The organism is Acidovorax sp. (assembly GCF_021287135.1).
Classification (GTDB): Bacteria; Pseudomonadota; Gammaproteobacteria; order Burkholderiales; family Burkholderiaceae_C; genus Acidovorax.
In genome coordinates, this window is sequence record NZ_JAJTBB010000009.1 from 39,094 (window position 1) to 58,920 (window position 19,827).

General features: G+C 66.0%; 15 protein-coding genes. 2 read left to right on the forward strand and 13 right to left on the reverse strand.

Annotation, left to right across the window (positions count from 1 at the left end; translation table 11 throughout):
- Positions 1–7: 7 nt before the first annotated feature.
- Genes LWW96_RS01960 through LWW96_RS01970 form a run of 3 tightly spaced genes read right to left on the reverse strand, consistent with a single transcriptional unit; the run spans position 8 to position 4,337 of the window.
- A complete protein-coding gene (locus LWW96_RS01960) occupies positions 8–1,090 on the reverse strand; it encodes an ABC transporter ATP-binding protein (RefSeq protein ID WP_291483988.1) in 1,083 nt (360 codons plus the stop codon).
- Between the two features lie 23 nt (positions 1,091–1,113).
- Positions 1,114–3,297 carry an iron ABC transporter permease gene (locus LWW96_RS01965; protein ID WP_291483989.1) on the reverse strand — a complete coding sequence of 728 codons (2,184 nt, stop codon included), beginning with the start codon at positions 3,295–3,297 and terminating at the stop codon, positions 1,114–1,116.
- Between the two features lie 14 nt (positions 3,298–3,311).
- Positions 3,312–4,337, reverse strand: a complete 1,026-nt coding sequence (locus tag LWW96_RS01970; protein WP_291483990.1) for an ABC transporter substrate-binding protein — start codon at positions 4,335–4,337, stop codon at positions 3,312–3,314.
- Positions 4,338–4,532: 195 nt separating this feature from the next.
- Between LWW96_RS01970 and LWW96_RS01975 the strand changes: the two genes are divergently transcribed.
- Positions 4,533–5,378, forward strand: coding sequence for an SIS domain-containing protein (locus tag LWW96_RS01975; RefSeq protein WP_291483991.1), 846 nt, complete (start codon positions 4,533–4,535; stop codon positions 5,376–5,378).
- Positions 5,379–5,410: 32 nt separating this feature from the next.
- Here LWW96_RS01975 and LWW96_RS01980 read toward each other — a convergent pair whose 3' ends face one another.
- The 9 genes from LWW96_RS01980 to LWW96_RS02020 form a co-directional block, all read right to left on the reverse strand.
- Positions 5,411–7,579, reverse strand: coding sequence for a hypothetical protein (locus LWW96_RS01980; RefSeq protein ID WP_291483992.1), 2,169 nt, complete (start codon positions 7,577–7,579; stop codon positions 5,411–5,413).
- 345 nt (positions 7,580–7,924) lie between these two features.
- On the reverse strand, positions 7,925–8,968 hold the full coding sequence (locus LWW96_RS01985; RefSeq protein WP_291483993.1) for a dipeptide ABC transporter ATP-binding protein: 1,044 nt from the start codon (positions 8,966–8,968) through the stop codon (positions 7,925–7,927).
- A complete protein-coding gene (locus LWW96_RS01990) occupies positions 8,965–9,951 on the reverse strand; it encodes an ABC transporter ATP-binding protein (protein ID WP_291483994.1) in 987 nt (328 codons plus the stop codon). The genes LWW96_RS01985 and LWW96_RS01990 overlap by 4 nt, the downstream gene beginning before the upstream one ends.
- Positions 9,952–9,972: 21 nt before the next feature.
- A complete protein-coding gene (locus LWW96_RS01995; protein ID WP_291483995.1) occupies positions 9,973–10,884 on the reverse strand; it encodes an ABC transporter permease in 912 nt (303 codons plus the stop codon).
- 116 nt (positions 10,885–11,000) lie between these two features.
- Positions 11,001–12,587 carry an ABC transporter substrate-binding protein gene (locus LWW96_RS02000; RefSeq protein ID WP_291483996.1) on the reverse strand — a complete coding sequence of 529 codons (1,587 nt, stop codon included), beginning with the start codon at positions 12,585–12,587 and terminating at the stop codon, positions 11,001–11,003.
- A gap of 80 nt (positions 12,588–12,667) precedes the next feature.
- Positions 12,668–13,885 (reverse strand): M20 aminoacylase family protein, encoded by a 1,218-nt coding sequence (locus LWW96_RS02005; RefSeq protein ID WP_291483997.1) that lies wholly within the window; start codon positions 13,883–13,885, stop codon positions 12,668–12,670.
- Positions 13,885–14,865, reverse strand: coding sequence for an ABC transporter permease (locus LWW96_RS02010; protein ID WP_291483998.1), 981 nt, complete (start codon positions 14,863–14,865; stop codon positions 13,885–13,887). The genes LWW96_RS02005 and LWW96_RS02010 overlap by 1 nt, the downstream gene beginning before the upstream one ends.
- Positions 14,866–15,022: 157 nt before the next feature.
- On the reverse strand, positions 15,023–16,603 hold the full coding sequence (locus LWW96_RS02015; RefSeq protein WP_291483999.1) for an ABC transporter substrate-binding protein: 1,581 nt from the start codon (positions 16,601–16,603) through the stop codon (positions 15,023–15,025).
- 371 nt (positions 16,604–16,974) lie between these two features.
- Positions 16,975–18,021: a porin gene (locus LWW96_RS02020; protein WP_291484000.1), complete on the reverse strand. Its 1,047-nt coding sequence runs from the start codon at positions 18,019–18,021 to the stop codon at positions 16,975–16,977.
- A 316-nt stretch (positions 18,022–18,337) separates the two neighbouring features.
- Between LWW96_RS02020 and coq7 the strand changes: the two genes are divergently transcribed.
- Positions 18,338–18,955: a 2-polyprenyl-3-methyl-6-methoxy-1,4-benzoquinone monooxygenase gene (gene coq7 / locus LWW96_RS02025; protein WP_291484001.1), complete on the forward strand. Its 618-nt coding sequence runs from the start codon at positions 18,338–18,340 to the stop codon at positions 18,953–18,955.
- Between the two features lie 227 nt (positions 18,956–19,182).
- Here coq7 and LWW96_RS02030 read toward each other — a convergent pair whose 3' ends face one another.
- Entirely contained in the window at positions 19,183–19,632 is a 450-nt protein-coding gene (locus LWW96_RS02030; RefSeq protein WP_291484002.1) for an OsmC family protein, read from the reverse strand.
- Positions 19,633–19,827: the final 195 nt, after the last annotated feature.

The window sequence follows — 19,827 nt, forward strand, 5'->3', positions numbered from 1 at the left end:
GGCGCCATTATTCCGCATCGGCCTCGGGGCCCTCGGCACCACCCACCACCGATACGCCGTGCGCTCCCAGGCCCAGGCGCACCTCGTCGCCTACGCTCAGCACGTCATCCAGATCGGCCGACACAACGAAGACAGCGCCCAGCGCGGTGTCGAACGTGTACTCGTGCACCGCGCCCAGGTAGGCCGATTTGACCAGCCGCGCGGGCAGCAGCCCCTCGCCCTGCCGGGTGATACGCCACGCCTCGGGCCGCACCGCCACCCGCACCGGCCCGCTGCGCACCGCCGTGCGCGGGCGCAGCACCAGCGGGCCCAGCGCGACCGTGCCATCAGGCCCGGCCACAGCCGGGAACAGCAGGGCCTCGCCCATGAAGCCTGCGACAAACTCGCTGTGCGGGGTTTCATACAGCGCGCGGGGCGAGCCCTTCTGCGCAATCAGGCCCTGGTTCATCACGATGATCTGGTCGCTCACCGCCATGGCTTCGGCCTGGTCGTGCGTAACGTAGGCCACCGTGAGTGACAAGCGCTGCTGCAGCGCACGAATCTCCTCGCGCATCTCGCGGCGCAGGCGGGCGTCGAGGTTGGACAGGGGCTCGTCGAACAGCAGCACCTCGGGCTCCAGCACCAACGCACGCGCCAGCGCCACACGCTGCTGCTGGCCGCCCGACAGCTCGCTGGGCATGCGCTCGCCCAGCCCGACCAGGCCCACGCCGCGCAAGGCATCATCGGCCTTGGCCCGCGCAGCCTCCTTGGGCTGGCCCGACATGCGCAGGCCGTACATCACGTTCTCCACCACGTTCATGTGCGGAAACAGCGCGTAGCTCTGGAACATCATGCTCACGTTGCGTTGCGCCGGGCCAAGGGTGGTCACGTCCCGCCCGCCGATGAGGATCTGGCCCGAGGTGGGCGACTCCAGGCCCGCGATCATGCGCAGCGTGGTCGTCTTGCCGCAGCCCGACGGGCCCAGGATGGTGGTGAGCGTGCCGCGCGGCACCTCAAAGCTGATGCCCTGGACAGCCAGCGGCGCCTTGGGGTCGGAGCCGTAGCGCTTGGTAATGTGGCGGAACTCGATGCCCGCAGGGTTGGTGTGCATGGTCAGGAAGAGGCGTCTCTTGTTCAATGGCCCGGCCGCCGGCCCAGGCGGCGCTCGCCCACCAGCCACTGGATCAGGCCGGTGGCGGCGGACATCAGCACGATCAGCACCGTGCAATAAGCCAGCGCTACGCCGTAGTCGCCATTGCCGACGCGGCCGATGATGTAGGTGGTGGCCAGTTCGTGCTCGGCCGTAACGAGGAAGATCACCGCGCTCACCGTGGTGATGGCGCGCACGAAGCTGTACACCAGCGCCGCCACCAGGGCGGGCTTGAGCAGCGGCAGCACCACGTGGCGCAGCGTCTGCACGCTGCCCGCGCGCAGCATCAGCGAGGCTTCATCCAGCGAGCGGTCCAGCTGCTTGAACGCCGCCGTGCCCGCGCGCACGCCCACCGGCAGGTTGCGGAACAGGAAACACAGCACGATGATCAGCGCCGTGCCCGTCAGCTCGAAGGGCGGTACATTGAATGCCAGGATGTAGCTCACGCCCAGCACCGTGCCGGGGATGGCAAAGGCCAGCAGCGCCGCAAATTCAAAGGCGCCCTGCCCCCGGAACTCGGTGCGCGCCAGCAGCCACGCGATGGCGATGCCCAGCGTGGCCGTCAGGGGCGCCGCAATGGCCGCCAGCGTGAGGGTGGTGAAGAACGAATTCCATGCCGTGCCCGCCCACACGATGCCGAACGGCCCCCACTCGACGGCAAACGCGGTGTGAAAGTGCCGCAGCGTCACGGTGTAGTCGCGCCCCCAGGTCTGCACAAAGCCGCCGGCCAGCGCGAACAGGTAGACCACGAGCGTGAAGGCCATCCAGGGCAGCGCCACCGCCTGCACGACGCGCCGCACGCCAGTGGGCAGCGGCATGGCCAGGCCCGCGTCGCCCTTGCCTGACACGGTGGTGAAGCCCTGCTTGCCCAGCAGCCCGCGCTGCAGCGCGAACACGGCCAGCGCAAACAGCGTGAGGATGCAGGCCAGCGAGGCCGCACGCCCCTGGTCGTACTGCGCGCCGACGATGGCGAAGAAGATCTCGGTGGAGAGCACCGAGAATTGCCCGCCGACCACGATGGGGTTGCCGAAGTCGGCCATGCTCTCGATGAAGCCCACCAGAAAGGCGTTGGCCAGGCCGGGCTTGAGCAAGGGCAGCGTCACCGTCATGAAGGTGCGGTGCGGGCTGGCGCGCAGGGTCTGCGCGGCCTCTTCCAGGCTGGGCGCCACACCCTGCACCACGCCCCGCATGATCATGAAGGCGATGGGCGTGAAGGCAAAGGTCTGTGCCACCCACACGCCCAGCCAGCCGTAGAACCAGCGGGTGGGCGTGATGCCGAAAGCGTACTCGAGGAACTGGTTGAACACGCCCGCGCGGCCGAACAGCAGGATCAGCCCCAGCCCCACCACGAAGGGCGGCGTGATGATGGGCAACATGGCCACCACGTTGAGCGGGCGCGCATACCGGCGCGAGGCACGCTCGGCTATCAGGGCCATGAACGAGCCCAGCACCGTAGTGCTGGTGGCCGTCATCAGGCCCAGGAACAAGGTGTTCCAGGCCACGCCGCAGCGCTGCCCCCCGCCCAGGCAGGCCAGGCCGAAGTTGCGCTCGTGCGCCACGCGATCCCACAGCACGGTCAGCGACAGGGCGCCGTCTTCGGTGAACACGGCGGCCGACAGGGCCTTGAGCACCGGAAACACGATGAACAGCCCCAGCAGGCTGCCACAGCCCAGCGCGGCTGCGGCCACAAACAGGTCGCCCTTGAAGAAGCCGCGCCGCGCGATGCCGAACGACAACAGCACCAGCAGCGCCGACAGCGCCACGAAGCCGCCCCAGCCCATGCCCGGCTGGCGCGCGCCCAGCTCGCCCCAGGCGGCGTTCATCCAGTCATACGACCAGCCGCGCGCGCCGATGGCAAAGCCGCTGGCCAGCAGTCCGGCCAGCCCCAGCGCACCGCCCGCGGCCAGCACCGCGCCCTGCCGGCGGCCCGCGGGCAGCGCGGCCCCCACGCCCGCCAACGCCAGGCCCAGCAGGCCCGCCCACAGCCACGGGCGGCCGTACGCCGCGGCCTGCAGCAGCCCGTTGGCCGTTGGCGCGTCCGCAAAAACCTGGCCCAGCGCTAGCAGGCCGTTGCCGTCCTGCTGCAGATACCAGGGAAAGGCGAGGTAGCCCAGCACGCCCAGGGCCACCCAGGCCCACAGAGGCCGGTTCGGTGCGGAAACCATCATCAAAAAATCAACGCCTAGCGCGGTGCGTTCTGGACTTCCTTCTCCCAGCGCGCAATCAGGCGGCGGCGCTCGGCGCTGGCGCCGTATTTGGCGTAGTCGTAATTGATGAGCTTGATCTTGGCGGGGTCGGTCATGCGCGGGTCCTTGGGCACCTGCGTGTTGCTGGGCAGCTGGAACTGCTTGGCCGCCAGGCCAAACTGCTGGCCGCCGGGCGTGAGCGCCCACTCGTAGAACTTCTTGGCCGCCTCGGTGTTGGGGCCGTTCTTGACGATGCTCATCGAGCCCACTTCAGCCCCCGTGCCTTCGGAGGGCGTGGCCGAGCCCACGGGGAAGCCGTTCACGGCCTCGGTGGTCACGTCGTGCACGAAGCTGATGGACACCGTGGTCTCGCCGCGCGCAGCGGCCTTGACCGGTGCCGTGCCCGAACGGGTGTAGGTGCTGATGTTGGGGTGCAGCGCCTTGAGGTAGTCAAACGCCTTTTCTTCGCCCATCAGCTGCACCAGCGTGGCAATCATCGTGTAGGCCGTGCCACTGGAGGCAGGGTTGGCCATCTGCACCTCGCCCTTGAACGCGGGCTTGAGCAGGTCGGCCCACGACTGCGGCGGGTTGAGCTTGCGCTTGGCTAGCAGCTCCTTGTTGTAGCCAAAACCCAGCGGCCCCAGGTACACGCCCACGGTACGGTACTTGGAGTCAGATGCCTGCTTTTGTGCCCAGGGATACAGCTGAGGCAACTGGGGCGACTTGTATTCCAGCGTCAGACCCTGCTCCGCGGCCTGCAGGTGTGGATCGCCCGTGCCGCCGAACCACAGGTCGGTCTTGGGATTGGCCTTTTCGGCGTTGAGCTGCGCCAGCGCCTCGCCCGAGCCCTTGGCCGTCATGTTGACCTTGGTGCCGGTGGTCTTGGCATACACGGTGGACATCAGGTTGCACCACTCGGCCTGCACCGAGCAGATGATGTTGACTTGGCCCTGGGCCTGCACGCCAGAGGACAGCAGCGCCAGGAAGGCAGCGGCCAGGGTGATCGTTGTGGGCTTGCGCATGAAGGGATGTCCTTTCCGGAGGCTCTGAATATGACAGTTTAGTTACAACCATCCTATCCTCGGCGCCGCCGGCCCGACCAGGGGGATAACGCGCAGGGTCCCTGGGGCTGCCCGGTGCCACGGCGATGGAACCCAGTTACCATTTCTTGCCTTCGTGCCCTTGCCACCCCGCGCCACTGCCAGGAAACCCGCTCCATGCTTGATCGCATCACCGCTTCGCTTTCGTCCCTGGCCCCCGCCGAGCAGCGGGTCGCCCGGCTGGTGCTGAGCGACCCTCGCGCGTTTGCGCGCCTGCCGGTGCGAGAACTGGCCGAGCGCGCCCACGTGAGCAAGCCCACCGTCGTGCGCTTTTGCCGCAGCATGGGCTATGACGGGCTGGCCGACTTCAAGCTCAAGCTCGCGGGCAGCGTGAGCGAGGGCGTTCCCTTCATCCACCGCAGCGTGGATGCCGACGACAAGACGGGCGACGTGCTGGTGAAAGTGGTGGACAACGCCGTGGCCGCCTTTTTGCAATACCGCAACGCCGCCAGCACCGTGGCGCTGGAGCGCGCGGCCGAGGCCATTGCAGACACCTGGAAAAAGGGCAAGCGCATCGAGTTCTACGGCGTGGGCAACTCCGGCATCGTGGCGCAGGATGCCCAGCACAAGTTCTTCCGCCTGGGCGTGACGTCGATCGCCACCAGCGACGGCCACATGCAGGTGATGAGCGCCACCCTGCTGGGGCCGGGCGACTGCGCGGTGATCATCTCCAACTCCGGCCGCACGCGCGACCTGATGGACGCCGCCGACATTGCGCGCCGGAACGGCGCCACCACCATCGCCATCACGGCCAGCGGCTCGCCCCTGGCGAGCACGTGCCAGATCCACCTGGCGGCCGACCACCCTGAGGGCTACGACCGCTACAGCCCCATGGTGTCGCGCCTGATGCACCTGCTCATCATCGATGTGCTGGCCACCTGCGTGGCGCTGCGCATCGGCAGCTCGCTGCAGCCCATCCTGCAGCAGATGAAAGAGAACCTGCGCGCCAAACGGTACGCCTGAGGCCGGCTGGCGCGACCGGCCAAGCCGGTGCGTCAGTTGTTCAGCTGCACCGTGGCGCTACAGGTGGCGTTGCAAACCGTGCAGCTCGCTTCGCCCGACGGGCAGACGGTTTCGGTGATGGCGTTGCCGTCGTCGCATACCTCCCCGCCGTTGACCACGCCGTCCCCGCAGTACCCACCCGTGAGCGACAACGTGGCCGTGCAGGTGGCGTTGCAGCGGGTGCAGCTCGCCTCGCCGTAGGGGCAGCTGGTTTCGTTGACGGTGTTCCCGTCATCGCAGACCTCGGCCCCGTTGCGGATGCCGTCCCCGCAGAAGGCCCCGGTGAGGAGCAGGACCTCGGTGCAGGTGGCGTTGCAGCGCGTGCAGTTTTCCTGGCCGTACGGGCAGCCGGTTTCGGTGACGGTATTGCCGTCGTCGCACACCTCCGAGCCGCTGACCACGCCGTCGCCGCAGTACGCGCCCGTCAGGGACAGGGTGGCCGTGCAGCTGGCGTTGCAGCGGGTGCAGCTCGCCTGGCCATAGGGACACTCGGTTTCGGTCACGGTGTTGCCGTCGTCGCACACCTCGGCCCCGGTGCGGATGCCGTCCCCGCAGAAAGCCCCGGTGAGGTGCAGGACCTCGGTGCAGGTGGCGTTGCAGCGTGTGCAGTTTTCCTGGCCGTACGGGCAGCTGGTTTCGGTGACGGTATTGCCGTCGTCGCACACCTCCGAGCCGCTGACCACGCCGTCGCCGCAGTACCCACCCGTGAGCGACAACGTGGCCGTGCAGCTGGCGTTGCAGCGGGTGCAGCTCGCCTGGCCATAGGGACACTCGGTTTCGGTCACGGTGTTGCCGTCGTCGCACACCTCGGCCCCGTTGCGGATGCCGTCCCCGCAGAAAGCCCCGGTCAGGTGCAGGACCTCGGTGCAGGTGGCATTGCAAGCGGTGCAGCTGGTCTGCCCGTAGGGACAGGCGGTCTCCGTGACGGTATTGCCGTCATCGCAGACTTCCGCGCCGGCACGCACGCCGTCGCCGCACACCGGGGCCTGGGCCACGTCGACGGTGGCCACGCTCCAGCCCCCGGGCGTGAGGAGGTTGTGGGCCCGGTATTCAAACTTGAAGGAGCCCGCCGCCGTCGGCGCGCCCACCAGGAAGCTGCCGTCGGGACGCACCGTGAGCGTGCTGCCCGCAAACGCGATGGTGCCGCCGGCTGGCGTATTGGTGGCAGCGCCCTGCGCGCGGAACTCGCGCACTTCCATCGGTGGCGTGCCGAGCGTGTCATTGCCCAGGACGCCGGGCGCCGCCACCGGCAGGGCGCTGCCCACCGTGGCATTGAAGGGGCCGTCGTCCTGCGTGGAGCCGCCGCGCACGCCCAGGTCCAGGTCGTACCGCAGGTGCAAGACGTTGCCTTCCAGCTGCGCATACACGGCCGAGATTTGCAAGGGCCCCGTGGTGGGCGCGGTGGCAATGGGCGGGGTGCCGCCCCAATCGGTAGGCACCCCGTCGCGCACGATGGCCGCCCAGGCGTAGCCGACGGCCAACAGCAGGCCCAGTGCAAGGCAGCTCGCCACATAGCGGCGCAGCCGTGCAAACCGGTAGGTGGCGGCCACCAGCAGGGCGGCCACCAGCAGCAGCCCTGCCCGGCCCAGCCCGGGCACCGGCAAGGCGGCGGGCGGTGCTGTCGGGGCAACGATCTGGATACCACTGCCGCCACCGCTTCCACTGCCGCTGCCATCCGGCGTCAGCACGGCGCTCGGGGGCGCGCTGCCATCCGTCGTCTGGGAAACAAACCCCAGCCGGAGCACTGACGGCGGCGTGAGGAGTTGCGTGTAGCTCTCCACCACATCGGTCTGCACGCCGGCTCCCGCCACGCCCACCGGCCAACGCATCGGCGCCAGGGGGACAAAGCTGGGGTCGGGCACCAGCACGCCGCCCTGGCAGATCTCGCGCGACACGTCGCCCACGGGGTCGGCCACGGTAAGGTCGACGCGGGTGACGGCCACCTGGTCGACGCCAGCGAAGGCGCCCGCGGGGGTCACCACGGAGCAGCCGGTGGCCGGGTTGTTGTCGCTGTCAATCAGGGTACGCAACTCGACGGCCGCGTGCGCGGCCGTGGTGGACAGGAGCAGCCCAAGAACGCCCCAGGCCAGCGCCAGGGCGCTGCGGCGGATACACAGGCAAAGCGGAGAAGCCAGGCTCTCCAGAATCGAAAGGGCAGGCATGGATCACAAAGAAGAAGAGGCTGACGCGGCCAAGCACGCCAAGGTTCGCGGCTGCACAGCCGGGCCGGTTGCGGCCCGTTGCGGTTGTAACGGCGGATATTACAAACTTGGTGCACTTTCACCAAGGAAGTTTTGGCCAGCGCGCCTGCGGCGCCACAGCGGCGCAACACGGGCTCACCGCCGCTGCAGCCACTGAAATGCACGGCCGAGCTCAGTCACCGGAGGTGAGGGTTCCGGCGGCGCTGCAACCCTCAGTCCAGCGCCACCCGCCAGGCTTTCGCACGGAGCTTGGGTCCTGGCCCCGGCGCTATCTCTCTGCTTTATTGAAGAGGCATCCCCATGGGTTCAGATGCGGCCCTCTTCCACCGCATGGCACGCGATGCGGATGCCTCCCAGGCTGAGCAGTTGCGGGCGCTCGGCCCGGCAGCGCTCGTTGGCATGGGGGCAGCGCGGATTGAAGGCGCAGCCGGCGGGGGGATTCAGGGGGTTGGGCACTTCGCCCTGGACCGGCGTGCGGGCCTTCCCCGTGTCGTGCATCTTGGGAATGGCGTCGAGCAGCATCCGCGTGTACGGGTGCCGGGGGCGCTCGAAGAGCTGGTGCTTGTCGGCCAGTTCCACCAGCCGGCCCAGATACATCACGCCCACCTGATCGCTCACGTGGCGCACCACGGCCAAGTTGTGGCTGATGAACAGGTAGGTGAGGTGCCGCTGGCGCTGCAGGTCCTTCATGATGTTGAGGACCTGGGCCTGCACCGATACGTCCAGCGCGGAGGTCGGCTCGTCGCACACCAGGAATTCCGGCTCGGTGGCCAGCGCGCGGGCAATGGAGATGCGCTGGCGCTGGCCGCCCGAGAACTGGTGGGGGTACTTGGCCATGTCCAGCGGCGAAAGGCCGACAGACTGGAGCAATTCGCCCACGCGCTGCTTGAGCTGCGCCTTGTCGGTGATGAGCCCATGCTCGCGCAGCGGCTCGCCGATGATGTCTTCCACGAGCCAGCGCGGGTTCAGGCTCGCGTACGGATCCTGGAAAATCATCTGGATGCGGCGGCGCATGGCCTTGGCATTGCTGCCCTTGAAGGCACCGTGAGCGTCCTGGCCGTCAAACGTGAGCCCGCCCCGCGTGGGCTCGTACAGGCCCACCAGCAGGCGGGCCACGGTGCTCTTGCCGCAGCCGGACTCGCCCACCAGGGCCAGCGTCTTGCCCTTCTCGATCTCGAAACTCACGCCGTCCACGGCGTGCAGCAGCGTGCGGGGCTTGCGTTCCAGCACGCGGTTGAGCCAGGGGGCGGAGACGTCAAACGTCTTAGCCAGGTCATGGGCCTGGACCAGCGGCTGGCGTGCAGCGGCAGCCACGGGGGCTGCCGAGGCGATGGCAGTGGCGGCGTTCATGCGGGCACCCCGGCGTTTTCCGAGCGGTCCGCGTGCAGCCAGCAGGCAGCGCGGGTGGTGCCTGCGTCCATCAGGTCAGGGCGTTCGTTCATGCAGCGGTCAAAGGTCTTGGGGCAGCGCGGGTTGTAGGCGCAGCCGCGGGGGATGGCGTTCAGGCGCGGCATGGCGCCGTCGATCTGGTTCAGGCGCTCACGGTCCTGCTCCATATCGGGGATGGAGGCCATGAGCCCGGCCGTGTAGGGGTGCGCGGGATGGTTGATCACGTCATGCACGGGGCCGATCTCGGCCACGCGGCCCGCGTACAGCACGGCCACACGGTCGCATGTCTCGGCGATCACGCCCATGTCGTGCGTGATTAGCATGACGGCAGCGCCGCGCGATTTGCAGATGTTCTTGAGCAGCGTGATGATCTGCGCCTGGATGGACACGTCCAGCGCCGTGGTGGGCTCGTCGGCCACGATGAGCTTGGGCTCGGCCGCCAGAGCCAGGGCAATCACCACGCGCTGGCGCATGCCCCCCGAGAACTGGTGCGGGTAATGGTCGATGCGCTCTTCCGCGGCAGGGATACCCGTGTCCTTGAGCAGGTCAATGGCCCGCTGCCGCGCTTCGGCCGGGGTGACCGGCAAGTGGGTCAGGATGGTCTCGGTCAGCTGGCGGCCTACGGTGTACAGCGGGTTCAGCGAGGTCAGCGGGTCCTGGAAGATGGCACCAATGCGGCGGCCGCGGATGTGGCGCATGGCCTCATGGTCCAGGTTGTCGATGCGCTGTCCCTCCAGCACGATCTGGCCCGAAGCCACCCGGCCCGGCGGCTCCAGCAAGCCGATGATGGCCGCGCCCGTGAGCGACTTGCCCGCGCCGGACTCCCCCACCACGCCCAGGATCTCGCCGGGCGCAATGGAGAAGGAGATGTCGTCCAGGGCGCGCAGGGTACCGCGGCGGCCGGGGAATTCGACAACGAGGTTTTTGACTTCTAGAAGGCTCATGGGGTAGTCACAGGTTCTTGTTCAGCGCAGCCTGGGATTCAGGGCGTCGCGCAGCCAGTCTCCCAGCAGGTTCACGGACAAGGCGATCAGCACGAGCATGGCGCCCGGAAATACCGTGATCCACCACTCGCCCGAGAACAGGTAGTCGTTGCCGATGCGAATCAAAGTGCCCAGTGAGGGCGAGGTGGGCGGCGCCCCGACGCCCAGAAACGACAGCGTGGCCTCGGTGATGATGGCCGTGGCCACCTGGATGGTGGCGAGCACCAGCACCGGCCCCAGCACATTGGGCAGCACATGCTTGCGCATGATGCGCAGCGACGACACGCCCGTGACGCGGGCGGCCTGCACGTATTCCTTGTTGCGCTCCACCAGCGTGGAGCCGCGCACCGTGCGGGCGTACTGCACCCAGCCGGTCAGCGAAATCGAGAGAATCAGCACCCCGAAAGCCAGCGACTCGTGGGCATTGGGAAACAGCGCCCGGCCCACGCCGGCGATCAGCAGGGCCACCAGGATGGCGGGGAAGGAAAGCATCACGTCGCACAGGCGCATGAGCACTGCGTCCACCCACCCACCGCGAAAGCCCGCGAGCAGGCCGAATGCGACGCCGAAAACCACCGACAGCACGACCGACGCCACCCCCACCACCAGCGAGATGCGGGCCCCATAAATCAAGGCCGAGAGAATGTCCCGCCCCTGGTCGTCCGTGCCCAGGGGGTATTTCCAGGAGCCTTCGGCGCTCCAGCCGGGCGGCAGCCGCGCATCGCTCAGTTCCAGCGTGGCAAGGTCAAAAGGGTTGTGCGGAGCAACCCATCCGGCAAAGGCGGCGCAAAACACGCAGACCAGCGCAATCGCGGCGGCCAGGATCGCCACTGGCGAGGTGCGGAAGCTGTGGCCAATGTCGCTGTCGAGCCAGCGGGCAAGGGTAGTTTTCATCGTGGGAGGGGAACAAGCCCCAGGGCGGGTGGCCCCGCGCTGGGGCGTCTTTCAAGGAACGGGCGGGGCGCGCCGGTGGGCGCGGCCCACGTTCGAAGCGTCTTGGCTTGCGGCGCCTACTTGGTGATGCTCATCCACTTGAACGGCATGAAGTTGTCGGCGCGCTGGGTCAGCGACACCTTCTTGCTGACGCCCCAGGCCAGCGATTGCTGGTGCAGCGGCAGGTGGCCCACGTCGTCCGCGTGCATGGCAAAAGCTTCCTTGATCAAGGCATTGCGCTGCACCGGGTCGGTGTTGGACTTGATCTTGGCAATCGCCTCGTCCAGCTTCGGATTGCAATACGAGCCCAGGTTGAACTGCCCATCGCCCGTCTTGTCGTTGGGGCAGCGCATCAGCGCGTCCAGGGCGTTGTGCGAGTCATAGGTGGTGGGCGTCCAGCCGAGCATGTAGAAGCTCGTATCGCGGCGCAGGATCTTCGGGAAGTACGTGCCCTTGGTTTCCGCCTGCAGGTTGATCTTCACGTTGATACGAGCAAGGTTGGCGGCCACGGCCTCGCAGATCTGGCGGTCGTTCACATAGCGGTCGTTCGGGCAGTTCATGGCCACCTCGAAACCGTTGGGGTAACCCGCCTCCGCCATGAGCCTCTTGGCGGCTTCCACGTCGTAGGGCAGGCGCTTGTCCTGCTCGGCGGTCCAGCCGTTGATGCCGGGGCCGACCATCAGGCCCGTGGGGCGGGATGCGCCGCGCATGACGGTGCGCTGGATGCTGTTGATGTCGATGGCCTGGTAGAACGCCTGGCGCACACGCTTGTCCTTGAAGGGGTTCTTGCCCTTGACACTGGAGTACAGCAGTTCGTCCCGCTTCTGGTCCATGCCCAGGAAAATGGTGCGCAGCTCGGGGCCGGTCACCACCCGTGCGCTGCCACTGGCGTTCAGGCGCGCAACGTCCTGCACGGGGACGGGCTCCATCACGTCGATTTCACCCGACAGCAGTGCCGCCACCCGCGTTGCGGGGTTGGCGATCGGAGTGAAGATCACTTCCTGGACATTGCCCTCGATCTTGCCCCAGTAACTGGGGTTGCGCACGAACACCGTCCGCACGTCGGGCTGGCGCTCACGCACGCGGAACGGGCCCGTGCCATTGGCCTTGAACGAAGCCGTGTTCTCGATGCCCTTGCGGCGGTCGACAGGCTTCTCCGCCTTGTTTTCCTCGCACCATTTCTTGCTCATGATGGCCAGGTCGGAGAGCACATCCGGCAGGATGGGGAAGGGTCCCTTGGTTTCAATGTCGACCGCGTAGTCGTTGACCTTGCGCACTTCCTTGATGTCGTTGACCTTGGCCTTCACATCCGAGCCATCGCCCGCCGCGCGGGTGATGCTGAACAGCACGTCATCGGCGGTGAACGGCGTACCGTCATGGAATTTCACGCCTTTGCGCAGTTCGAAGCGCCACACGGTGGGCGACGTCTGCTTCCAGGAAGTGGCCAGCCCCGGAGCCAGGCTCAGGTCCTTGTTGCGCTCGGTCAGCGCGTCGTAGACGTTGAGGTCCACGGACAGCTGCAGCGATTCGTTCAACGAATGGGGGTCGAGGGAAAGCGCATCACCTTGGTTGGCCACCCGAATGGTCTGCGCGCCTGCCACCAGACTGGCCGTGGCCATGGCGGCGAACAAAGCGGTAACGGCAACTTTTCTCTGGATCTTCATGGAACTCTCCTGGTGTGAAAACGGGTGCGACAACGCAAGGTGAAATGCAAGAAAAGAACGATGAGGACGAAGCCGCGCCCTCACGCGGCCGGCAGCGGCATGGCCTGCTCGACAAGGCTGGCGTGCAGCGCCGCGCCCAGGGGCAGAATGTCGTCGTTGAAATCGTAGCGGCTGTTGTGCAACGCACTGCCGCTTGCGCCGGTGCCCTGCCCGATGCGCAGGTAGGCGCCCGGCCGGGTTTGGAGCATGAACGCAAAGTCCTCGGCCCCCATGCTGGGTTCCAGGTCGCGCACCACATGGTCGGCGCCGACCAGCGACTCGGCCACGTTGCCCGCGAAAAGCGCCTCGCTCTCGCTGTTGATGGTGGCGGGGTAGATGCGCTCATAGTGCACCGTGGCGGTGGCGCCAAAACCCAGGGCGATGGCGTTGCACAGTTCCTTGAGGCGCTTTTCCACCATTTCCTGCACCTGCGGGTCGAAGGTGCGCACGGTGCCAACCAGCGTCGCGGTGCCAGGGAGCACGCTGAAGGCGCCCAGGTCCCCCGCTTGCGCGGCGCAAATGCTGAGCACGGCGCTCTCGATGGGCCGCACGTTGCGCGACACGATGCTCTGCGCGGCTGTAATGATGTGCGCCGCCACCAGCACCACGTCCACCGTCTGGTAGGCATGGGCCCCGTGTCCGCCACGGCCGGTGATCTCGATGGTGAACCGGTCTGCCGCGGCCATCATGGGCCCGGAGTTCAGCCCCACGGTGCCGGGTTTCATCGCGGGCCAGTTGTGCATGGCGTAAATCGACTGCACCGGGAAGCGCTCGAACAGGCCGTCTTCCATCATGACCCGCGCGCCCGCGAGCCCTTCTTCACCCGGCTGGAACACCAGGACGGCCGTGCCGTCGAAATTGCGCGTCTCGGCCAGGTAGCGGGCCGCGCCCACCAGCATGGCGGTGTGGCCATCATGGCCGCAGCCGTGCATCAGCCCGGACTTGCAGGACTTCCAGGAAAAATCGTTGTGCTCCGCTAGCGGCAGCGCGTCCATGTCGGCACGCAGTCCCACCATGCTGCCGCTGGAGGTGCTGCGGCCCCGGATCACCGCCACGATGCCCGTGCGTCCGATGCCGTCGTGGATCTCGTCCACGCCACACACCTTGAGGGCCTCTTTCACGCGGTTGCCGGTGTAGATCTCTTCAAAGCCCAGCTCGGGGTGGGCATGCAAGTCCCGGCGCAGGGCGGTCAACTCCGGATGGAACTGCGCGATGTGCGCAAAGGCGCGTCCGCCCGCTTTCAGTCGAGGCGCCTGCATCAGTGGCCTCCCGCCTTGCCGACCCGCAGGCGCGGATCCACCACGAAGTACAACAGGTCCACCACCAGGTTGATGACCACGAAGATCAGCGCGATCAGGCACAGATACGCCGCCATCACCGGAATGTCGGCAAAGGTGACGGCCTGGATGAACAGCAGCCCCATGCCAGGCCACTGGAACACGGTCTCGGTGATGATGGCAAAGGCAATCAGGCCGCCCAGCTGCAGCCCCGTGATCGTCATCACCGGCACCAGCGTATTCTTGAGTGCATGCCCAAAATGGATGGCCCGGTTGGACAGGCCGCGGGCACGGGCGAACTTGATGTAGTCGGTGCGCAGCACTTCCAGCATTTCCGCGCGCACGAGCCGCATGATGAGCGTGAGCTGGAAGATGGCCAGCGTGATGGCTGGCAGCGTAATGTGGTACCAGCCCTTGGCCTTGAGCAGGCCGGTGCTCCACCACCCCACTTGCACGACCTCGCCACGGCCGAAACTGGGGAACCAGCCCAAGGTGACGGAGAACACCAGAATCAGCAAGATGCCGATCAGGAACGTCGGCAGCGACACGCCCAGCAGCGACAAGGTCATGAAGACCTGGCTGGTGAACGTGCCGCGCTTGAGCGCCGCATACACCCCCATGGGCACGCCAATCACCAAGGCCAGCACGGCGGCCACCAGGGCGAGTTCCAGCGTCGCCGGGAAACGCTCGGCGATGAGGCGGGACACCTTGGCGCCCTGGCGCAGGCTCAGGCCGAATTCGCCCTGGGCGGCGTTCACCAGGAAATGCCAGAACTGGACGAAGAACGGCTTGTCGAGCCCCAACGCAGTGCGCAACTCGCGGATCTGGTCGGGGGTGGCATCCTGGCCCAGCAGGAACACCACGGGGTCTCCGACGTACTGGAACAGCATGAAGGAGATAAAGGCCACCGTGACCATGACAATCACTGCCTGGATCAGGCGGCGCAGGATAAAGGCGAGCATTCGGAAAGTCAGCTAAGGGTTCGGTGAAAAAGCGTGTGTGCCACTTGTGATGGCGGAGCGCCAGTCAACGATACGTCAAACGGTTGAAAAAAACCAAGGAGAGCAAAGGTTGTGCGCCCTTGCTCTCCGCACAGATTGCCAGTGTGTCTGGAAACCGTCAATTCACCTTGACCGTGCGCATGTCCACGCGGTTGTCGGCCCGGTGCACGACCTCGATGTTCTTCTTCATGGCCCAGGGGATCACCTGGTCGTGCAACGGAATATGCGACACGGTGTCGTTGGACAGCTGAAGCGCTTCCGTGAGCATGCGGCTGCGGACCGGCGCATCCGTTTCCACCTTGATGCGGTCCACCAAGTAGTCCATGCGCGGGTTGCTGTAGCGCCCGACGTTGTAGTTGCCGTCGCCACCCTGGCCCACGGAGCGTACCAGCGATTGCAGGCTGTACAGCGCATCAAACGTGGGCACGCCCCAACCCAGCATGTAGATGCTCGCTTCGTAGCGCTGAATCATCGGGAAGTAGTTGACCAATGGCAGCGTGCGCAGCTTGGCCTTCACCCCGATGCGCGACCACATGGCCGTGACGGCCTGGCAGATGGCTTCGTCATTGATGTAGCGGTTGTTGGGGCAGGCGAAGTCCACTTCAAACCCGTCGGCATAGCCGGCCTCGGCCAGGAGCTTTTTCGCGGCGTCCACGCTGTAGGGAAACCGCTTGCCCACGGCCTCGGTGTAGCCGGCGACCTGCGGCGCAATGATGGTGCCGGTGGGCTTGCCCAGGCCGCGCATGATGTTGCGCGAGATCGTGTCGGCATCGATGGCCTGGTACAGGGCCTTGCGTACGCGCACGTCCTTGAGCGGGTTCTTGCCCTTGATGTTGGAGCCGGGTAGTTCCTCGCGGAACTGGTCCATGCCCAGGAAGATGGTGCGGTTCTCAAGACCGTCAATCACCTTCAGGTCCGGGTTGGACCGCAAGCGTCCGAGATCCTGGGGCGTGGGGTCCAGCACCATGTCCACCTCGCCCGACAGCAGAGCCGCGATGCGGGTGGCGGCAGACTTGATGGGGGTGTAGACGATTTCCGTGACGTTGCCGTCCATCTTGCCCCACCAGTTGGGGTTGCGCTTGAAGACCATCTTCACATCCGGCTGCCACGATTCAAGCGTGTACGGCCCGGTGCCCATGGTATTGCGGTGCGCGAAGTTTTCGTCCGATCCCTTGATGTCCTTGGGCTCCACGGATTTGTTCTTTTCGGCCCAGGCCTTGCTCATCATGCGCAGCTCGGTCATCTGCCGCAGCAGCACCGGGTTGGGCGCGGACAGGAACACGTCCACTGTGTTGGCGTCCACCTTCGCCACCTTGCTGATGCCCACGGTGTAGGGCGTGAAATTGGAGGTCTTGGCCATGGCACGCTGGATGGAGAACACTGCATCGTCGGCGGTGAACGCAGATCCGTCGTGGAACTTCACCCCCTGGCGCAGAGTGAAGCGCACCTGGGTCGGGCTGATCTCCTTCCAGGCCGTCGCCAGCACCGGCTCCACTTCAAACGTCTTGCTGTTGTAGTACACCAGGCTCTCATACACGTTGGCATGGAGGCCGTTCTGCAGCGCATTGTTCTGCGAATGGATGTCCCAGGTGGAAATTTCGCCCTGGCTGGCCCATTTGAAGGGCTTGGCATAAACCACCGGGGTTGCGAGCAATGCCACGGCTGCGGCTACAGACAGCAAGCTGTACTTGAGTTTCATGGAGCCCTCTCGGTTGAAAGTTTTACTATGCAGTAAACGTTGCACCCTAACCAACGGGAAATCCCTGAATCCCGGACAGTGCGAAGGGCCTCCCTCCAGGGCGGCCAGGGCTTCCGGGAACGCAAGGATGGTGCCAGGCGGCGTGCACCAAAGCGGCGAACGTACAACGCCGCCAAACCCTCGCACCGAAGGGAAAAGTGCCCACACCGCTGCACGCATGTTTCCCGGGTTACATCCATACAGAGTCCCTCTCAAGCGCGCCGAAGCATGGCTTGCGTTCCGATCACCCATGAAACGGCCATAAAAAAAGCCGCCCGAAGGCGGCTTTTGAAGCTTTGGTATCCACAGCTGGCGTGAGCCAGCCATCGATATTAGAAGCTGTGCTTGATACCGAAGTCGTAACCGTTGGAGTTGTCGTTCACACCGGTCACAGCACCGTTCAGAGCTTGAGCAGCGCCGTTCTTGTTGTTCACGTGAGCGTACGTAGCGTACAGAGCCGTGCGCTTGGACAGGTTGTGCACGTAGCCCAGAGCGATCTTGTTGGTACGGGGATCGGCACCGACGGTGTCAACCTTGTAGGTGGAGTAAGCCAGGCGGATTTCGCCAGCGCCCACGGGCACCAGACCACCGATCAGGAAGCCCTTGCCGTCGTTGCCGCCGCTGATCTTGTCTTCGCTGTAGTGAGCCATGATCTTGGCCATGCCCAGATCGTATTGGCCACCCAGGTTCCAGGACTTGATGTTGCCAGCCAGGTACTTGGTTTCAGAGAAAGCCAGAGCTGCGTTGATGGGGCCGTTAGCGTAACCAACACGAGCTGCCAGGCCGTTGCCGTCCTTCTTGTTGGCCGTGTTGCTCAGGTTTTCACCCATGTAGTACTGGGCTTGACCGTAGAAACCGCCCAGGTTGCCAGGCAGGAAGTAGCCGATGGCGTTCGAAGCGCGGATGGTGGTGGGGCCGCCCAGGCTGGAGTTCAGGGTTTGGGTGGTGCCCACGCCGTTCGTGCCGAACGGATCGAACACGGTCAGGTTCCAGAATTGGGGGGTGTAGTCACGGCCCAGACGCACTTCACCGAAGCCGCCGTTCAGGCTAACCGTCGAACGACGGTTGAACACCAGGCCGCCGCCGGTGCTGGTAGCTGCTTGGTTGTTGGTGTTGGTAACGCCGCCGGTACCGTTGTCGTTGTTCAGGCCAGCTTCCAGCCAGAACGAAGCGGACAGGCCGCCACCCAGATCTTCCACGCCGCGGAAGCCCAGACGGCTGCTGTTGTAGCCGGAGTTGGTCAGCTGGGACTTGTTGGCGACGCTGCCGGAACCGTAAGCGTAGGTTGCGTCAACCACGCCGAACAGGGTCACGGAAGATTGAGCCATTGCAGCGCCGGAAGCAGCCAGCACAGCCAGGGCAATCAGGGATTTTTTCATTGCGAGTTACTCCAAGGTTAAACATAGGGCGCCGGTACGGGGGGTCTATGGTGAAGCACCTGCACAGTCCCGCCGGTTCCCCGGGCCAACCTCCTGGTGGGGAAGTTGCTCTTATTGCACCAGACCCGGCCGGGTTTCGCAAAGGAATTCACCCACAAATGGGCCGAAAGGGGAAAATCGTTGCAGTGTTGCAACATTTCCGGGAGGCCCGGCAAAATCGCCGGATCGCCCGCCGGGCGGGCAGCAGCCCTGCGCCCGCCACCTGTATCAAGGTGAAAATTTTGTTTCTTTGCCTTTGGCGCTCTTGAAAGCCCCCATGGACTCCTTGCTGATTGCCGCCGACACCGCCCTGCGCACGCTGTTCGCTGCGCCCCAGGCCCACGAACGCACGCCCGCGCACGGGATCGCCGAAGGCACGCTCGCCCCGGCGCAGAAGCAGCTGTCGGGCGCATTGATGCGCGTCAACCATGTGGGAGAGGTGTGCGCGCAGGCGCTCTACACCGGGCAGGCGACCGTCACCCAGGACCCGCAGCTGCGCGACCACCTGCTGGCCGCAGCGCGGGAAGAAACGGACCATCTGGCCTGGACGCGGCAGCGCCTGGACGCGCTGGGGGCGCGGCCGAGCGTGCTCAACCCCCTGTGGTTTGCGGGCGCCTTTGTCCTGGGCGTGGTGGCGGCCAAGGTCAGCGACCGCGCCAGCCTGGGGTTCGTGGCCGAGACAGAAGACCAGGTGGCGGCGCACCTGCGCGGCCACTTGGCACGCCTTCCCGAGCAGGACGCGGCCTCGCGCGCGGTGGTGGCGCGCATGAAGGAGGATGAGGAACGGCACGCGGCGCAGGCCCGGACAGCCGGCGCGCTGGAACTGCCCCGCCCCGCCCGCGCGGCCATGCGGGCGGCCGCCAAGGTGATGACAACCACGGCCCATTACCTCTAGGGATCCTCTGCACGAATCGTCGCGCCGCGTGCATCTGCGGCCTCGGGCAGTCTGCTGCGTTGCAAATCCTCGCAATAGCTGCGGCTACTGCTGCGGCTACTGCTGCGTTTTGCGCCTTGCAGCCCCTCCCGAGCCGCAGCGCACACTTACCGCTCGATTCGTGCTGAGCATCCCTAGGCTCTGCGCTCGCAGGGCCCGCAGCCACCCCGGCAGCAGGCCCGGCCGGTTCAGCCTTCCACGACCTCGAAGCCGGTCGTGATCTGGGCCGTCTTGCCCAGCATGATGCTGGCCGAGCAGTATTTGTCGTGGCTCATGGCGATGGCGCGCTCGACGGCTGCGGGCGGGATGCCGCGGCCGGTGACGGTGAAATGCATGTGGATCTTGGTGAAGACCTTGGGGTCGGTATCGGCACGCTCGGAGGTGAGCTTGACCGAGCAGCCCCGCACGTCGTGCCGGCCCCGCTTGAGGATCAGCACCACATCGTAGGCAGTGCACCCCCCCGTTCCGGCCAGGACGGTCTCCATGGGACGGGGCGCCAGGTTCTGGCCGCCGTTGGCCGGATTGGCCGCATCCGGCGCGCCATCCATGGCCAGGATGTGGCCGCTGCCGGTCTCGGCAACAAACCCCATGCCGGAGCGGGTTCCCGCGCCGCCGGTCCAGCTGACTGTGCATTCCATTGGTGTGTTCTCCAGGTGATACGTGGTTTTTTTCGCACGGTTTGGTGCCGGCGATCCGATTCGATGAAGATTTTGCTGCATCGCAGCAAGTCTCGCGCTACACTTCGCCCATGCGCTGCCAATCGAATAGAAAACGATTGCGCAGATGGCAGGGGCCTCAGGCTCTCGCCCGCTCCGATTGTCTCCTCCATCTCC

What these genes read in the sequence shown, in the direction of transcription:
- LWW96_RS01960 (WP_291483988.1), bottom strand. Translation starts at nt 1,090, where the DNA reads ATGCACACCAACCCTGCGGGCATCGAGTTCCGCCACATTACCAAGCGC.
- LWW96_RS01965 (WP_291483989.1), bottom strand. Translation starts at nt 3,297, where the DNA reads ATGATGGTTTCCGCACCGAACCGGCCTCTGTGGGCCTGGGTGGCCCTG.
- LWW96_RS01970 (WP_291483990.1), bottom strand. Translation starts at nt 4,337, where the DNA reads ATGCGCAAGCCCACAACGATCACCCTGGCCGCTGCCTTCCTGGCGCTG.
- LWW96_RS01975 (WP_291483991.1), top strand. Translation starts at nt 4,533, where the DNA reads ATGCTTGATCGCATCACCGCTTCGCTTTCGTCCCTGGCCCCCGCCGAG.
- LWW96_RS01980 (WP_291483992.1), bottom strand. Translation starts at nt 7,579, where the DNA reads ATGCCTGCCCTTTCGATTCTGGAGAGCCTGGCTTCTCCGCTTTGCCTG.
- LWW96_RS01985 (WP_291483993.1), bottom strand. Translation starts at nt 8,968, where the DNA reads ATGAACGCCGCCACTGCCATCGCCTCGGCAGCCCCCGTGGCTGCCGCT.
- LWW96_RS01990 (WP_291483994.1), bottom strand. Translation starts at nt 9,951, where the DNA reads ATGAGCCTTCTAGAAGTCAAAAACCTCGTTGTCGAATTCCCCGGCCGC.
- LWW96_RS01995 (WP_291483995.1), bottom strand. Translation starts at nt 10,884, where the DNA reads ATGAAAACTACCCTTGCCCGCTGGCTCGACAGCGACATTGGCCACAGC.
- LWW96_RS02000 (WP_291483996.1), bottom strand. Translation starts at nt 12,587, where the DNA reads ATGAAGATCCAGAGAAAAGTTGCCGTTACCGCTTTGTTCGCCGCCATG.
- LWW96_RS02005 (WP_291483997.1), bottom strand. Translation starts at nt 13,885, where the DNA reads ATGCAGGCGCCTCGACTGAAAGCGGGCGGACGCGCCTTTGCGCACATC.
- LWW96_RS02010 (WP_291483998.1), bottom strand. Translation starts at nt 14,865, where the DNA reads ATGCTCGCCTTTATCCTGCGCCGCCTGATCCAGGCAGTGATTGTCATG.
- LWW96_RS02015 (WP_291483999.1), bottom strand. Translation starts at nt 16,603, where the DNA reads ATGAAACTCAAGTACAGCTTGCTGTCTGTAGCCGCAGCCGTGGCATTG.
- LWW96_RS02020 (WP_291484000.1), bottom strand. Translation starts at nt 18,021, where the DNA reads ATGAAAAAATCCCTGATTGCCCTGGCTGTGCTGGCTGCTTCCGGCGCT.
- coq7 (WP_291484001.1), top strand. Translation starts at nt 18,338, where the DNA reads ATGGACTCCTTGCTGATTGCCGCCGACACCGCCCTGCGCACGCTGTTC.
- LWW96_RS02030 (WP_291484002.1), bottom strand. Translation starts at nt 19,632, where the DNA reads ATGGAATGCACAGTCAGCTGGACCGGCGGCGCGGGAACCCGCTCCGGC.